The sequence below is a fragment of the Solibacillus sp. GQ1 genome (assembly GCF_059758555.1).
In genome coordinates, this window is sequence record NZ_JCAXEX010000001.1 from 1088877 (window position 1) to 1106005 (window position 17129).

A 17129-nucleotide genomic window follows, 5' to 3' on the forward strand; every position below is an offset into this window, starting at 1 on the left:
ACACATATAATAATTAATATTTTTATTGAAGGAATAGAGAGTATATTTCCTCCAGCAATGTTTTTTGGAGTATTTGGGCTTATCATGATATTGCTGATTCAAAAGAAAGTGAATGCCAAATTTACAATGTATGTAATGATCGGCAGTATGTATATTTATTTTTATTACTTGCTTAATGAATCTCCGTATTTAGTAAATTATTTCTTCATGTGGCTCGCACTTCCGCTAAGTGCCATTTATCAACAGATAAAAGCCGTATTGATGGCAGGGGTCGCTTCGATTATTCTTACATTCTATTCATTTTTTTACCTTCACGATGAAATTTTTCCGAATGTCATCCAGGAAGACTTTATTTATTTAGTACTGTTTGGAATATTTATAACCATTTTCCTCATTGTTTTCATTCTTAAAGTGCGGGAGGCCAACGACAAGTTACAAGATTTAGCCTACCACGACCCTTTAACCGGAGCAGCAAACCGTTCAATGCTTAAGGAAAAGTTTGATTTGATGAAGCATGAAAATGTCGACTCACTTGCATTATTGTTCCTTGATATGAACGGCTTTAAAAAAATAAATGATACATATGGACATGAAGTTGGGGATCAATTACTGCAGATTATTGTTTTGAGGATAGATGGCGTATTAAGAGAGACGGACTTACTTTGCCGATTGGGTGGAGATGAATTTGTCATTTTAACGGCTAATATTAATCAATCGATCGTAAAAAAGATTACGGATAGAATAAAATCTGCACTTGAGAAACCAATGATTTTAGATCAACATATAATTAATGTTTCGGCAAGTATTGGATCATACTTCACAATAGAAGTTTTAGATGCAAATTTAGATGAGATGATTAAAGAAGCCGATCGAGCGATGTATAAAGAGAAAGAATTAAGAGGTTTGCCAGACGATACGATTAACTAATTCAAAATCAAAAGCCGTTCAAATTTGAACGGCCTTTTTTGTGTCTGCTTCGTTGCCGTTGTTCCCCATTATGGCTGAGGTTTTTCCAAGGGGCAAGAGGACAACTCGCCGTTTTTACTCCGAACAAATAATTTCATTTAGCAGATGTTTATTTCCTCGTTATAAAACTAAATTAATTTGAGTATTTTTCGACTTCTGTCTCTAAAATAGAAAGCAAATCAATCTCATCTAAAGCTTCTAACATATTCATCCCTTTATTTCGCCAATATAATCCGCAATGGCCCAAATTATTTAAACAAATTCCCTTACGTATATAACATATAGACAGATTAATAAAAAGCTTTTCTATTTTACATAGTTCGATAGAATTTTCTAATTGTTTTAAAGCCATATTATAATCTTGTTTTTTTAGATATAACAAGGATAGATTAATTAAAAAATTTATTTTTATACGGTTTATATTCTGGAAATTTTTATATTTTTCAATATGCCGAAAAGCAAATTTTTTCATTTCGACAGCGGTTTCAATTGGAAAAATATAAAGTATAGAATTTAGTAAAAAGATATCGGACAAGTACAAGTCGTCTCTGCGAGATAATTCTATCCAAATGGGCTCGGCAAGTAATTTTGCATGATGAATGTCGTTAGTATTGGCTAATATTGCTAAACTTTTTATAATGATAAATATTTTATTAATTAGTTTATCCTCAGGAAATTCCTTTAAGAATGAAATACAACTCCTCTGTAATTGCAATAAATTTTCCGAATTATTATATGTTTGATTATAAAAATTGTTAATGATTTCATCCCTTAAAGGCATGGTATAACCATTATCAATATATCTAAATTCTTCATATGAAGTTTCTATTCGTACTAGAAATTCACTTAAGGTTGAATGTTTAATATCTTTATTTTCACCTAGTTCAAATTTGGAGAAATTACCTTGTGTACAAATATTGTTGGATACATATTTCTGTGAAAACCCTTTGCCAACTCTAATTTTTTTTAATGTTTTCCCGTAATTGTTCATAATACCCTCCAAATATTCATTTACTAATATTATAAGTTGGCAGAGAGCAATTTATGTAAAATAAGTAAAAAAAGGGGGGTGAGAAAATGATTGAATTAATTATTATCGCTCTGGATTTATGGATAGTAGGAATTGGTGGGGGTTAAGAAGACAGTAGTAACGGTAACATTTGGTGTAATAAAATTGATGACACCAGTCGTAGTAAGATTGCCAACTCCTACGTCTGGTGCTCCTCTTATATATTCTAATGCATTCTTTATTTTGAAAGATTACAATAAAACTTAATGTTTTGGTTGTATTCTTGTTAAGAAAATCCCCTTTATATAGTAAGGGATAAGCGTTCTATTCAGTCTTTTTAATTAAAAACGAACAGTAGTTCATGTTTTAAGACTAAAAAGATAAGGGGTATGACGAATGAAGATTTTAAATCCTGATGTCGTGAATAGTAATGTGTTTAAAATGTTTATAGAGATTGAAGAATATAACAAACTGTATAATGCATACTTACAGGAGCCGACAAGTACAAATGCGGATTCTTTAAATGAGCAATTCAAATACTTTGAAAAACTGATTATACGTATTGCCTATATAAAAAAAGCAATTATATATGAATCCAAAAAATTTGATTCAAAGCTAAGAGAGTACAATAAAAAATATGAATTAAATTTGGATGCACCTATAAATGAAAGCCTGGCAATGGTAGACACAGTTCAAGATGAAAATTCTTTTATACAATTTGAAAGCATATTTGAGAATGACTTAGAGAGCTTGTTGAGTGATGAAATGTTAATAACTTTGTTAAAACGTTTAAATACTAAGCAAAAACAAGTTTTGTATTACCGGTATGTAAGCGAGTTAACTGAGAAGGAAATTGCGAAGATTTACAATGTTTCACAACAAGCCATTTCTAAGATGATTCATAAATCAATAAATATATTAAGAGAAGGGAGGGAGGGAAATGATTGAGGGACAGCTTTTTCAAATATTAGGGAATTTCGGGTTTCCAATTACCATTGCAATTTATTTATTAATGAGATTTGAAGGCAAAATTGATTCATTACGAAATTCAATTGATTTATTATCGAACGACCTCACTAATACAAACCATGAAAGGAGTAAAAAATAGAGGGGAGGTTAACTATGGTCGAGCAATTTGATCCAAATGAAATTATTCAATTATTAAAAAGAATTGAACCTGTCATTTCTTATTCTTCTCTGCAAACGAGAATGGAAAATCGGGATGACCTTAAGCAGCACCTTTATGAAGTTACCATTAAAACTTTAAAAAATACGGTTTTTGTACAACCAAAAGGATTGTTTAAATGAATAGAATAGCTGGCGAGGCATTTTGATATCTAAGGAGTTAGTTTCATCTTTGGATTATTAAGATGCCTTTTTAATTATGTTAGCTGGGGTGTTGTATAGAAACCCCAGGTATTACAGGAATATTAAAATGCAAGATACATAATTAAGATAGGGTTTTACTGATAATCTCAACTATTTGGGGGTTTTCCGATTCATAAACTTTTTAATCCGTAATAATCGGGGAGGAAATGTCTTTTTTGTTTAGACAATTTTTACTGTCCCGTGATATATGTAAAATAATTTCATCAAGTTTTACAGTAGGGGAAATTACATTAAATGTCCTGGAGAACAAATATGGAAGCGTAATCATTCTATTAAAATAGATTGTTTTTGTCTAATATATTATTTCACATATTGCAAAATTCGCAAAATTCGTAATGGAGGCCTCAATTCTTTTAATCAGAGTAAAACAATATTGTAATATAATTTTGTTATATTCTAAACAGGCAGTAGATGGTGCTGCCAAAAAAATTGAGGAATTTTACTCGGTTCAATCAGAGGTGAAACTTCAAAACCGGGATCAATGAAAAATCCATCCTATCAGTACAAAATACGAATTAGGAGCGATCAAGTAATGAATAAAAAACAAATGGACTCTAAAACAGCAAATAAAAATTTTTCTAAGAAAGTAGCGCCACTTGTGATGTCAACATCATTTATAGCTGCATCATTTTTAGCGGCTGGTGCACCTATTTCTGCAGCGGAATTGGATGCAAAGGATGTAAATCCGGAAATTACTGAACACGCAAAAAATCATGGACAGAAAGTGTCTGAATTTGCAAAGAGCCTGCCAGGTTCTCCTGAAAAAGGGAAGCTTATCAGCCAAGTTGCCCAGCAGAAAACTGAAACTACGGATGAATTAGAAGATAATGATAATATAGATGATACAACGAATGATGTTGTTGAAGATGGTGTAGCAGAAGAACCGGAGACACCGGCGACTGAAGATGATGTAACAGTAGATGGACCAGTAACTGACGATGATCAAGCACAAGATGTAACAGAAGAACCGACAGCACCAGTAACTGATGATCAAGCGGGAGAAGGTGAAACTGAAGAAAAAGAAACACCGGCAACTGAAGATGGTCAGGCAGAAGAAGTTGTAACTGATGAGACAGAAACACCGGTATCTGAAGAAGAGCAAGCAGACGAGGATGTAACAGAAGAATCGGCAGTACCAGTGTCTGAAGAGGATCCAACAGAGGAGGTTGAAACTGAAGAAACAGAAACACCGGTATCAGAAGATGATCAAACGGACGATATAACAGAGGAACCGACAGCACCAGTGTCTGAAGAGGAACCAGCAGAAGAAGATGTAACTGAAGAAACAGAAACACCGGTATCAGAAGATGATCAAACGGACGATGTAACAGAGGAACCGACAGGACCAGTGTCTGAAGAGGAACCAGCAGAAGAAGATGTAACTGACGAGACAGAAACACCGGTATCAGAAGATGATCAAACGGACGATGTAACAGAGGAACCGACAGGACCAGTGTCTGAAGAGGAACCAGCAGAAGAAGATGTAACTGAAGAAACAGAAACACCGGTATTAGAAGATGATCAAGCGGAAAACGGTGAAACTGAAGAAACAAAGACACCGGCGACTGAAAATGGTCAAACAGAAGAAGATGTAACTGATGAGACAGAAACACCGGTATCTGAAGAGGAATCAGTAGAAGAAAATGTAATCGAAGAACCAACAGCACCAGTAACTGATGATGATCAAGTAGAAGAAGGTACACCAGATGATGATTTTACTACATGGGTAGAAGAATCTTATCAATTTATCGATAACAGCTACCAAAGCTTAATTAACTACTACCAAACTCATATTGAACAATATTTAAGTGATGCCGATTCTGAACAAACTAATGAACAAACTGAAAATATTCCACTAATTGATGAAGCAACTGATGTTTCATCTGATGTTGAAGAAACGGTACCAACAACTGTAGAGGAAGATACAGCTCCAGATATCGCGGCTGAAAATACAGCTCTACCAACTGAAACTGAAGAAAATCTGGAAACTCCAGTCGTTGAAGAAACTGAGGAGCTACCTTCAACTGTTGAAACTCCAGAGCAGGTAACTGAAGTGGAGAATATTGTTTCAGAACCGGTACAAGCACCCGTACAAACTGATACGGAAGAAATTAGTGTAGATCCAGAACCAGAACAAGATCAAAGTGAAAAAATCGTATTAAAAGATAAAGTGGTTGGTTACTACAAAGATCTTGTAGCATCATTCTCTAGCTTTTTAAGCTTCCTAAAATAAGAGGGGCAAATTGATAATAATTAAATAGCAATAAGTAAAAGCTTGGAAAGCCTTAATTATTAAGGTTTTTCCAAGCTTTTTGTTTGGGATAACGAAATTCATTCCGAATAAAATTGCTATTATGCAATAAAAAATTCATGAAATTTGATATATATTTATTGATTTACGATAAATAATGTATTAAGATCAAAAGTGAAAATAAATAAGTGAGGTGCGATTTATGGAAAAGGTAACTACTTTGTTTTTAAAAGTTGCTGTTATTTTTTTAGGAATTCCTGTTTTGGCTCTATGTATGTTTTTAGTACCTGAACTGGCAAATGTAGCAGCAAAAATGCTTCCGGAGTTTGCTGTCGTGAAATATTATGTTTACATCGTTTTCGATGCTTCGGCAATTCCTTTTTTCTTTGCTTTGTATCAGGCATTCCTACTTTTACGCTATATCGACAATAATAAAGCGTTCTCCGATTTAGCTGTGAAACCTTTAAAGAAAATAAAGTTTTGTGCCATAACAATCAGTGTTTTGCATTTATTAGTTTTGCCGCTGTTTTATGTGTTTGCGGAATTGGATGATGCGCCGGGAGTTATTTTTGTCGGATTAATTGTTCCTTTTGCTTCATTGGTAATTGCGGTTTTTGCAGCTGTTCTTCAAAAACTTTTACAAGAAGCAATTAATATTAAATCTGAAAACGATTTAACGGTCTGAGGTGAATAACAATGGCAATTATAATTAATATTGATGTGATGTTGGCAAAAAGGAAAATGAGTGTAACAGAACTATCGGAAAAGGTTGGGATCACGATGGCAAACCTTTCTATATTGAAAAATGGGAAGGCGAAGGCAATTCGGTTAACAACATTAGAAGCCATCTGTAAAGCGCTGGATTGTCAGCCTGGAGATATTTTAGAATACAAAAGTGATGAAGACAGTTAACTATTACAGCGGAAATATTGTATGACAATAATTAGGGGAGGGAAGGCAATGGAGAGTAATAATTTGATTATTAAAAACATTACTAAACCCGATGTACTTGAGAGAATGTATCGAAAAGACCCGAAAGCTTTTACCAAGTCATTCAAACAGGCATGGGAACATAACTCTGATTCTCCAATTTTGAGTGTTTGGTATGAAAGATTGAATTTCAGCGAAACGGAAAGTACAAAAAAGTCTGCATCATTTCAAAATGGATTTATTTTCATGGGTATATTAGCGATCATGGCAGGGGTAATCACAAGAATTATATTCCATTTTGTTGAACAGGAAGCAATTGCTCCGATTAATCTGGCATTTGGTATTATTCCCTTTATTGCTGCCTACTTTGTTTACAAGCATAAACCTAAAAAAAGTGTCATTTATTCGTTAGTGGCAATGTTCTTAGTTTCAGGAATTTATTTGAATATGCTGCCATTAAATTTCAACGACGATAGCATTATTTTAGCGTATTTACATTTCCCGATTTTCTTATGGGTACTATTAGGGCTTGCATATACAGGAAATGATTATTTAAATAGCAGTACAAGATTAGCTTATATCAAATTTAATTTAGAATATGGTATTCTCTACGTAAGTATGGCTGTTAGCGGGATGGTTCTGGCACTTTTAACAATGCAGTTATTTAGCTTTATCGCCTTGGATATTGGGGATTTCTATTTTAGCAATGTCGTGTTATTTGGTGCAGCGGCACTTGCAGTTGTAGGTGTACACCTCGTTTCAATGAATTTGAAGCTTGCCAAAAATATAACCCCATTTATAGCAAAAATTTTCAGTCCATTAGTATTAATCACTTTGCTTGTATACCTTGTAACGGTCTTATCGGTCGGAAAAAATCCGTTTTTGGACCGCGATTTCCTGATCGCTTTCAACGGCATACTACTTGGCGTACTGGCTGTTACAATATTCTCCATTACCGAGAAAGACTCGGACGATAAAAAGAGCATCTTCGACTATGTCAATTTCGCTTTAATCGTTGTTGCGCTAATTATTGACAGTGTCGCATTATCAGCGATCATGTTCAGAATGACATCCTATGGTATAACACCGAATAGGCTTGCGGTTTTAGGGGTAAATATACTAATCTGTGCAAATCTACTATGGATTATGATTTCCTATATGCGTTATCTGCAAAACAAATCCGGACCTAATGCTATCCAAAATGCCGTTACGAAGTATCTGCCGGTATACGGACTATGGGCAGCTTTAGTTATATTTACATTTCCGGTAATTTTTAATTAGTAATATAGCAATTTCAAGCAAAATATAAACGACCTATGCTTTGTGAGCAAGGTCGTTTTGTTTTTTCTACCTTTACATATATAAGTGGATATCCAATAAAGCGACTAGTCATCATTCTAAATATATCAGCGAATGAATATTTATTAATAATAAATATTAGAAAGAAAGGTGATGGAGATGGAACCAAAAGTATTATCGATGTCCCAACAACTGTTGATAGGGGAAGCGCTTAAATATGCCGCGCATAATGTTCCTGAAAGGGATGCGTTCATTTATGGAGATCGTCGAATAACCTATCGGGAACTTTTGTTACGTTCGAGGCATTTAGCAGGATGGCTACAAGCGCAAGGGATTGGTGTAAATGACAAAGTAGGGTGTTTGCTGAAAAATGGGCTACCATTTGTCGAGCTATATTTTGGTGTCTCATTAAGTGGTGGCGTTTTTGTCCCGGTCAATTACCGTTTAGTTTCTAAGGAGATTGAATATATTCTTAACCAATCCGATGTAACTATATTATTTATTGAAGAAGAATTCATAGAAAGCATTCGCTCGATTAACTTGCCTCAAGTTAAGCTCATTGTCCCAATTAAATGCGGGGATTCCGAACTTCAAACAAAAATGATTCCATATGAGGCAATATATAGTACTCCTGCTGACTACGAGGAAGTAAATGTCACTGACGAACATGCACATGCAATTATTTATACATCGGGTACAACAGGTAAGCCAAAGGGAGCAGTATTAACCCATAAAAATTATTATATGAATGCGATGAATAAACTCTATCATTCTCCACCTAGAAAGGGAGCAAAGCAACTGATTATTCCTCCTCTTTTTCACGTTGCGGCTCTATCCTCTCTTCTACAAAATTGTCTAATAGAAGGCACAATTATTTTGCATCGTGAGTTCCAGCCGGATGTTGTTCTAAAAACGATTCAGGATGAAAAAGTTGAAACAATGTTTATGGTTCCGGCGATGTGGAATTTTTTGTTCCAAGTGCCAAACTTATTAGAGTATGACTTAAGCTCGATGACAAACTGTGCTTTAGGTGGAGCAATCTGTCCTATTGAAATAAAAAGGAAAATTTTGCAAGTGTTTAAAAATGCAAGTATTTTAGAAGCGTTTGGACAAACAGAAATGAGTCCCTCCACAACTTATTTGACCGGTGAAGACGCACTTAGGAAGACTGAATCTGTTGGAAAACCTTCCATTAACGTAAGAGTAAGAATTGTCGATAATGAAATGAACGATGTGCCTGTTGGAGAAGTGGGAGAAATTGTGTATCAGGGACCCACTACAATGAAGGAGTATTATAAAAATGAAGAGGCAACCGAAGAAGCATTCATAGGGGGCTGGTTTCATAGCGGCGATTTAGTGAGAATGGATGAAGAAGGCTTCATTTATGTGGTAGACCGGAAAAAGGATATGATTATTAGTGGCGGTGAAAACATTTATCCGAAAGAATTGGAGGATGTTTTATATTCTCATCCGGATATTTTGGAAGCTGCCGTAGTGGGAATTCCTGATCCTCAATGGGGTGAAGCTGTCAAAGCATTTATTGTCTTAAAGCCTGGTAAACAGATGACTGAGGAACAGGTAATTCGATTTTGTCATAGTAGCATTGCTTCTTATAAAAAACCGCGGGCGATTGAATTTATGGAATCTTTACCTAGAAATGCAACAGGAAAGGTACTTAAAACGGTTTTACGTAAGGGAGCTTATCAATTATAACTACAGAAATGTACAGAATCTAGTTTTAATTTTAAGAATAGTCATATTTTTACAGGAAATAATGAAGGAGGCAGAAGCGGCTTGCTTAACAAAAGGATACAAGTGACAATTGCAGAAAATGGTGTTTGTACCGTTAAATTAAATCGCCCTCATGTGAGAAATGCGCTAGACCTTCCAATGCGGGAAGAATTAAGAGATTTCTTTACGGAAGTTAAAAACAATGATGATGTGAAAGTGATTATTTTAACAGGTGAAGGAAATACGTTTTCTGCGGGCGGGGATTTAAGTGCGTCAAAAGATGTTGATGGGGCAACCGGACGGAAGAGACTGCAATCGGGACACGAGATGATTTCTTCCATTGTAAATCTTGAGAAACCTGTTATCGCTGCTGTAAACGGAGCGGCAGCTGGAGCAGGGGTAAGTCTGGCATTAGCTTGCGATATGATCATTGCAAATCAATCTGCTGTATTCATTCAAAGCTTTTCAAAAGTCGGGTTAATTCCTGATTTAGGTGCCATCTATTTTTTACCTAGACTCATAGGAAGACATCGGGCACTTGAAATGATGTTTTTGGGTGAAAAAGTATCAAGCGAGCAGGCTCTAGAACTTGGGATTGTTAATCGAGTAGTTGAAGACGAGTTGTTGACAAATGAAATTTACAAATTAGCTAAACAGCTTACAGATGGTCCACAGATGGCTCTAGGATTAATGAAGAAATTAGTAAATAGAAGTGTTCTTGATGATCTGTCCCAATCTATGGAGCTAGAAGGATTTGCACAAGCAATGTGTTTTGAGTCGGCCAATTTTAAAGAAGGTGTCGAAGCCTTCTTTGAAAAACGAAAACCTGTTTTTAATAAATCTTAGATTGAAAAAATTGTTTTCATGAACAATGTACCGGGTGCATTACAATCCTAATTTCTCTGCACCAGGTACATGATGAAATAGAACGATTATGGAAGCGCAATCGCAAAAGGTTTAATTAATAATAGAGCTCCCAGCAAAGAATGAGTACGACGAGCAATAGTGCTGACATATATGAACATACATAGCGAATTTTTATACCACCTGCAGGTTTTATTTTTCTCCAGTTTAAAAATAACGTTACTAGACAAATAGCTACGAAGGCGATATATGCGAAATTCACCCAAAAATGAATTTTTAAGGCTGAATAAGAAACATAATTCAAAGTTCTATAGGCTAAAATCATGACATTTATAAAAGGTATAATATTAGTGGAAAGTAAAAGCAATTCCCATTTATCGATAACTGTCCCTCGGATTGCTTTTTTTCGATGGATGATTTTTTTGATGAACAAAATCACTATAACTATGAGCGTATACAAACCACTAAAAGCTGCCGCTATGATACTAAAAATATGAATGATTTTCATACTTTGAGAGACAGGCAAAAAATCACTTGTCGGCATTGAAATCTTTTCCACGTTACCACCATTCAGCGTAACATGAAAATATATACGGTAATCATCTAAAGATCTATAAAGATAAGGCGCGATTTGTTCAATTTCCATCCCAAAAGCATTCACTCTGTTTGTTTCTGTCGCTTCAAAATGACCAATACTAAGGGCACTGTACAGTTTAGTGAAACCTTTATAAGGTTGCCTTGCCATAAAGTAACTTCCATCAAGCTCATGCGTATTTGGCATAGTTTGCTTGCCAACATCAGCAGAATACTCCCCGTACACAAGGGTTGGCAAACCGTAACTCAGTCCTGCTTCACCCGCCTGATTAGTAAAAACAATTACGCCCAAATCTTTATCTTTTGAAAAGGTAAAATTACTCGAAAAACTATCTGTATTTCCCGCATGTTCAAACACTTCAACTGTGTATAGCCCTTTCCAAAAACCATGTGCATTACGTGGTACGCCATCGTCATAAACATCACTTGTCGTCAGCATTTCATCTAATGTACGGTTATCTTGAAACAACGGGCTGTTCTCGCCGTCTGCCGGCATAAGGGCCAACATGAATTTAGCTGCATCCTCGATTGTTCCAATTGCACTTCCGGCGGGATATAAACCGATAAAGATTCGTTCATTTTTAGAAATAGTAAATTCATCTTTGCTGCTCATAATATATCCATAAATGTCATCTCTTTTTACTTTTACATTTTCGTTATCTTCCTGTGTCGGATGAATCGTTGTGTCCTTCATACCTAAAACAGAAAATATATGATCGTTTACATAATCATAAAAAGGCTGTTCTGTAAGCTGTTCCACAATAAAGCCTGCGAGTGCTACACCATAGTTTGAATAGGCAACTACACTTCCTGGTTCGCGCACCTGATAAGGCTCAGTAATTTGAAGCATTTCTTCTAAAGGCTTTATTTCGTTTGCTGACATATAGAATAGATCTGTAAATTTTTCTTCCCAGCCAGCATTATGGTGCATCAGGTTTAACATTGTGATAGGGGTATCATGCCGTATTTTTGTCAAAAATCCTTCCGGTAAATACGCACGAATATCTTCATCTAATTTCAATTTCCCTTGCTCTACAAGCTGCATCACACTGGTCCACACAAGAAGCTTCGTAACGGAACCCCATTCAAAAACAGTATCCGTTGTGACTTTTACCTGATTTTCAACATCAGCAAAGCCATATGCCGTATTCAAGAAAATTTCTCCGTCCTTTATAATCAGTACATTGGCTCCAACTGTAGAAGTCCCGATGTATTTCGAAGCATATTCATTCACACGGTCCTTTAGCTCGGTATAAGCAATCCCTGAAGGTGTAGACATAAGTTCTTTTGCAGAAACAACGGGTACAAAACTTAGCACCAGTACAACTACCGATAAAATTATTTTTCTTATTATTTCTCCCCTCCTCTTATATCAATACATACTAAACAATTGAAATATTACAATTTAAAGAAATTACCTATGTTTTTAAGCGAAGCTATCTCTATACAAATAGTAATTTTTCTAATATTCTTAATACAATATAGATGATGGGGTGAAGTTAGTGAAAACGATAAGAATCAATCAATTTGGTACTTCAGAAAATTTAGTAGTAGAGCAGGCCAAATTGCATACGCCAGCTGAAAATGAAGTACTGATAAACCTTCATGCAGCAGGTGTGAATCCAAGTGATGTTTATACTTCTACAGGTACATATGCGATAAAACCGACTCTTCCGTATACGCCAGGCCTAGACGGTGCTGGGATTGTGGAAGAGATCGGCGAGCACGTGACAAACGTAAAAGTAGGGGACCGAGTATTTATCGCGAGCTTGCCGAATGGTAAGGCGACTGGTACATTAGCACAACAGATTGTTTGTGAAAGCCGCTTTGTTCATCCGATTCCACAGCATATTTCGTTTGAACAGGGAGCAGCATTAGGAGTTCCGGCATTGACTGCATACAGAGCAGTATTTGGAAGAGCAAACGTGCAGTCAGGGCAAACAGTTTTCATTCATGGAGCTAGTGGCGCTGTAGGTTTACAGGCTGTTCAAATCGCAAAAGCTTTAGGTGCAAAAGTGATTGGTACAGCAAGCCGTGATTCCGGGAAACAACTGGTAAAGGAAGCAGGCGCGGATGTCGTGCTTAATCATATTAAAGAAGAAACAATCGAAACTGTACTTGATGCCAATGACGGCAAAGGTCCGGATGTCATTATCGAATTTCTGGCAAACGAAAATCTGCAAACTGATTTGCAGATACTTGCCAAACACGGTGTCATCGTAATTGTCGGGAACCGCGGGGAAATTGAAATTAATCCCCGTCTAGTGATGCAAAAAGAATGTGATATACGTGGGATGGTACTGTTTAATGTATCGGCCGAAGAACACCAGGAACTGATATACGGTGTGTCAAAGCTGCTTGAAACAGAACAGCTAAAACCTGTTGTAGGTTACAGTTATCCATTGGAACAGGCTGGCAAGGCATTTGATGCAGTGATCAATGGGGAGCATAACGGGAAAGTAGTTATAAAAACTCAATAATTCATTTTGGGACTAGTATTTTTACTAGTCCTTTTTATCTGACTATTCTCATAAATAAAATAAATACTTGTGATATTATTTTATTAGTTTGCAACTATTTAACAAATAGTTAACAAAAGTTGTTATGATAGTTGTATAGAAACGAGAGGGATAGGTAGCAAGTAAATGGGATTTAAAGAGGAATTTAGGCGGGAAATGCGCAATGCTCAAAATGATATTGCAAATGAGGTAGAAAAGCAATGGGTCCTGGAGTTTGAAGGTCATCAAATAGAAGTCATGAATGGCATGATGGAAGAAGTGTTAAAGGTAGATGGCCAAATAATTGCACAAAATGTACGGAAATCAATCTGGTCGCATATAATACCATTTTCAACAATGAAAGGAACTTTTCAGTCAAAAAGCGGTAAGACACATAAAGTGGATGTGAAAATAGGCGGCTTTGTTAAATTGAATATAACGGTGAAAGTGGATGGAAAACAGCTGCTCCATGAAGCGATGAAACTGCAATTTTTACCATGGGCAAATAAGGAGTTTATAGTTCCGTTCCTTGAAGAGCAATTCAATCAAAATCAGCAGCTTATAACAAAAGATTTGCCGGATGACGGGTTTTTATATGATGAGCATCATCCGAAATTAGCGCCAGGTTTTGCAGACCAGCTTCATCAGGAGGCAGTAACACCATTTTATACAAAAAAGCTTATAAAGTTATTTTTGGAACAAGTCATAAATCCGAGTGATCGAACGCGGAAATCAACGTACGAAAAAATTAAAGATGAAAAGGTCATCAGCTATTTCCATGAATTTCTGGAGCTGTTTTCTGAAGCTGATAAAGATGAAGACCGAGTGAAAAACGAGGCGATTTGGCTGCTTGAACATGCAGCACATCGCGAAGTTGTGAAATTCGCGCTTCTCGTGTTAGGAACAGTTAAATGTGAAGAGTATAAGGAACGCTTGAAAGTGATTGCCTTGCATGAAGAATTCACCGGAGTAGCCTTATTTACGTTAACAAACGGCACAACAAACAGTAATGAAACGGTGTGGCATATTGCGCAAAATGTTTCGGACTGGGGTAAACTTGAAGCACTGAATTTCCTGGATGCCTCAAATGAAGAAATCCGACAGTGGATATTGCAAGAAGGACTGAATAATACCGTACCGGGTAATGCGTCAGCATTAATGTGTGCTGAAAAAGGAAAGCTTGATATCGAACTGCACGAGAAAATTATTTCCGGGAAAATATTTGACAGTGCAGGGTCAATAATATTAGCTCTTTTATACGAAGGGGCTTATCAAACGTTGGATGAATATGAGTATTCAGGTCAAGTACTGATGCGCTATACACATCATGCAAAAACACATTGCCTGACATTCAATCAATTTTTTGTTTTGACACAAATTAATGAGTACTTGCAATATGATGAAGAAACATGGGAAGATCGTTTTTCTTCTAACTGGAAACCGCATGAAAAGCGTACAGTAGAAGAAAACATCGAAGAAATTGCCCAAAACCCGTTATGGCTGCAGGAAGCGTTGGAAATACTGCAAAATGACCAAGTGAATGAGGAAAAAGCGTTAGCAGTAGCCAAATTTTATAAAGCAGATATTACGGACATCGTATTCGAAAAATTAAAGAATAATCCGGAAAACGTACAATATTATTATTCATTATTTGCCTCGAAGGATTCGCAAATTATCGAGCAGCTTATAGAAATTACGAATACTTTTGGAGATTTCAATGAACTGACGAACGAACAGAAAGTTGTTGTTTTATCGCTTATTGAAGAATTGGATCAGTATAATGGGGTTGGTATGGATTTCATTGGGCAAGCACTAAAAACTACTGACGACCATTTGCAGTATATGGCGATTCAGACATTGCATTCATTCGAGCGTTCACATTGGCAAGGTACGGAAATCGAACTGCTTGTTGTGCGTTATGCAAAAGAATCAAAAGATCCGGATGTGAAGGAAATCGCAAAGCAACTACTTGCAACAAATGAATAGAAAATGCTGTTTGAAAATTCGAAGTGCTACAACAGGCTTCGAATTTTTTTGCTTTAATAGTGAACTTCAAATGTTTACTGACAAGCACAGAGGGAATATTTTTAATAAGTCGATTTATAAAGGAGTTTGATTATGCTAAATCATACAAAACAATACATCAATGGGGAATGGATTGATTCTACTGGAACAGATACAATTGAAGTAATTAACCCTGCGACAGAGGAAGTGGTTGGAAAGATTAGCAGCGGAACTAAAGAAGATGTGAATCGAGCAGTCAAGGCGGCGAAGGAGGCATTTCCTTCCTTTTCAAAAATGTCAGTGGACGAGCGAATAAAGCTTTTGGAAGCTATTGCTGAAGAATATGAAAATCGTAAAGACGATTTAGTGAAAATAATGACCGCTGAATTAGGTGCGCCTATTACGAAATCGGAGGAAATCCATTATAAGATGGGGCTAACGCACTTTAAAGAAGCGGCAGAACAATTGAAAACATTTAAGTTTACTGAAGAACGAGAGAAGTCATATATTCAAAAAGAACCGATTGGTGTAGCGGGACTTATTACACCATGGAATTTCCCGACAAATCAAATTTCCACGAAGCTTGCCAGTGCATTGGCAGCCGGTTGTACAATGGTAGTAAAACCTGCTTCCCAAACACCATTTGCAGCAGTCATTCTGGCGGAAATTTTGGATAAAGCGGGTGTTCCAAAAGGTGTCTTTAATCTTGTCAACGGTTCGGGTTCAACAGTAGGTGAGGCAATCAGTACTCATCCGGATGTGGACATTGTATCGTTTACCGGTTCAGGTGAAGTTGGCAGCGGATTAATGAAGAATGCTGCAGAAGATATTAAAAATATTTCATTAGAACTTGGCGGCAAATCGCCTTTCGTTATTTTAAAAGATGCGGATGTAAAAGAAGCAGCGAAAACAGCATTAGGTCAAATCGCTATGAATACAGGGCAAGTATGTTCAGCTGCAACACGCATGATTGTACCGGAAGAAATGCATGATGAATTCATAGAAGCAATGAAAGGAATAGTCACGGAATTTCCGGTAGGGGATCCACAGGACGAAAATACATTTATGGGTCCTCAAGTTTCAAAAGACCAATGGGAGACCGTTCAATCCTACATTAAAAAAGGTGAAGAAGAAGGTGCAACCATTGTGATTGGAGGCCCAGGCAGACCAGATGGAATCGATAAAGGATTCTTCTCCAAAATTACGGTATTCACCAATGTGAAAAACGATATGACAATTGCACAGGAGGAAATCTTTGGTCCGGTTATGTCGGTCATCACTTATAAAGATTTAGACGAAGCAATCGATATAGCCAACGATACAATTTATGGACTTGCCGGTTATGTATTCGGAAATGATAAAGAAGAACTGAAGAAAGTCGCTTTATCTATCCGAGCAGGACAAATCCGTATTAACAATAGTGAAACGGATCGTTCGGCACCATTTGGCGGCTTTAAACACTCTGGTATTGGCCGCGAATGGGGCGATTATGGGATCGAGGAATTTCTTGAGCCAAAAGCGATTATGGGAATGCCACTTTAATTGGAAAGCTGTCCAAGTATTAGGAACTTGGACAGCTTTTTTATGTATTGGT

Annotated in this window: 15 protein-coding genes; 13 read left to right on the plus strand and 2 right to left on the minus strand. The window is 36.4% G+C overall.

The features are described 5' to 3' along the window. The first annotated feature begins 84 nt into the window (after nucleotides 1-84). Nucleotides 85-927: a GGDEF domain-containing protein gene (locus AC6CH1_RS05300; protein WP_498316513.1), complete on the plus strand. Its 843-nt coding sequence runs from the start codon at nucleotides 85-87 to the stop codon at nucleotides 925-927. A gap of 172 nt (nucleotides 928-1099) precedes the next feature. On the opposite strand, the gene AC6CH1_RS05305 is transcribed toward AC6CH1_RS05300, so the two are convergent. Next, nucleotides 1100-1957, minus strand: a complete 858-nt coding sequence (locus AC6CH1_RS05305) for an XRE family transcriptional regulator (protein ID WP_251688524.1) — start codon at nucleotides 1955-1957, stop codon at nucleotides 1100-1102. Between the two features lie 414 nt (nucleotides 1958-2371). Between AC6CH1_RS05305 and AC6CH1_RS05310 the strand changes: the two genes are divergently transcribed. The 9 genes from AC6CH1_RS05310 to AC6CH1_RS05350 all read left to right on the plus strand — a co-directional run bounded on the left by AC6CH1_RS05310 (nucleotide 2372) and on the right by AC6CH1_RS05350 (nucleotide 10421). Then, nucleotides 2372-2923, plus strand: a complete 552-nt coding sequence (locus tag AC6CH1_RS05310; RefSeq protein ID WP_498316514.1) for a sigma factor-like helix-turn-helix DNA-binding protein — start codon at nucleotides 2372-2374, stop codon at nucleotides 2921-2923. Next, on the plus strand, nucleotides 2916-3083 hold the full coding sequence (locus tag AC6CH1_RS05315; RefSeq protein ID WP_498316515.1) for a YvrJ family protein: 168 nt from the start codon (nucleotides 2916-2918) through the stop codon (nucleotides 3081-3083). Before AC6CH1_RS05310 ends, AC6CH1_RS05315 begins: the two co-directional genes overlap by 8 nt. Nucleotides 3084-3097: 14 nt before the next feature. Further along, on the plus strand, nucleotides 3098-3283 hold the full coding sequence (locus AC6CH1_RS05320) for a hypothetical protein (RefSeq protein WP_251688517.1): 186 nt from the start codon (nucleotides 3098-3100) through the stop codon (nucleotides 3281-3283). A 613-nt stretch (nucleotides 3284-3896) separates the two neighbouring features. Beyond that, nucleotides 3897-5597 (plus strand): midas domain-containing protein, encoded by a 1701-nt coding sequence (locus AC6CH1_RS05325; protein ID WP_498316516.1) that lies wholly within the window; start codon nucleotides 3897-3899, stop codon nucleotides 5595-5597. Between the two features lie 220 nt (nucleotides 5598-5817). After that, a complete protein-coding gene (locus AC6CH1_RS05330) occupies nucleotides 5818-6300 on the plus strand; it encodes a DUF2975 domain-containing protein (RefSeq protein WP_427710378.1) in 483 nt (160 codons plus the stop codon). Nucleotides 6301-6311: 11 nt separating this feature from the next. Beyond that, nucleotides 6312-6527 (plus strand): helix-turn-helix domain-containing protein, encoded by a 216-nt coding sequence (locus AC6CH1_RS05335; protein ID WP_251688508.1) that lies wholly within the window; start codon nucleotides 6312-6314, stop codon nucleotides 6525-6527. Between the two features lie 48 nt (nucleotides 6528-6575). Further along, complete coding sequence (locus tag AC6CH1_RS05340; protein ID WP_498316517.1) at nucleotides 6576-7826, plus strand: DUF4153 domain-containing protein; 1251 nt, start codon at nucleotides 6576-6578, stop codon at nucleotides 7824-7826. Nucleotides 7827-8003: 177 nt separating this feature from the next. After that, the gene (locus AC6CH1_RS05345) at nucleotides 8004-9557 is read left to right on the plus strand and encodes a class I adenylate-forming enzyme family protein (RefSeq protein WP_498316518.1); all 1554 of its coding nucleotides are present in this window, start codon (nucleotides 8004-8006) and stop codon (nucleotides 9555-9557) included. A gap of 81 nt (nucleotides 9558-9638) precedes the next feature. Continuing rightward, a complete protein-coding gene (locus AC6CH1_RS05350) occupies nucleotides 9639-10421 on the plus strand; it encodes an enoyl-CoA hydratase/isomerase family protein (protein WP_251688498.1) in 783 nt (260 codons plus the stop codon). A 115-nt stretch (nucleotides 10422-10536) separates the two neighbouring features. On the opposite strand, the gene AC6CH1_RS05355 is transcribed toward AC6CH1_RS05350, so the two are convergent. Beyond that, complete coding sequence (locus tag AC6CH1_RS05355; RefSeq protein ID WP_251688496.1) at nucleotides 10537-12351, minus strand: serine hydrolase domain-containing protein; 1815 nt, start codon at nucleotides 12349-12351, stop codon at nucleotides 10537-10539. 184 nt (nucleotides 12352-12535) lie between these two features. On the opposite strand from AC6CH1_RS05355, the gene AC6CH1_RS05360 reads away from it, so the two are divergent. From AC6CH1_RS05360 to AC6CH1_RS05370, 3 genes are all read left to right on the plus strand, one after another. Continuing rightward, complete coding sequence (locus tag AC6CH1_RS05360) at nucleotides 12536-13513, plus strand: NADPH:quinone reductase (protein WP_498316519.1); 978 nt, start codon at nucleotides 12536-12538, stop codon at nucleotides 13511-13513. Nucleotides 13514-13678: 165 nt separating this feature from the next. Further along, on the plus strand, nucleotides 13679-15517 hold the full coding sequence (locus AC6CH1_RS05365; protein WP_498316520.1) for a hypothetical protein: 1839 nt from the start codon (nucleotides 13679-13681) through the stop codon (nucleotides 15515-15517). Nucleotides 15518-15649: 132 nt separating this feature from the next. Then, nucleotides 15650-17077: an aldehyde dehydrogenase family protein gene (locus tag AC6CH1_RS05370; RefSeq protein ID WP_251688489.1), complete on the plus strand. Its 1428-nt coding sequence runs from the start codon at nucleotides 15650-15652 to the stop codon at nucleotides 17075-17077. Nucleotides 17078-17129 lie beyond the last annotated feature (52 nt).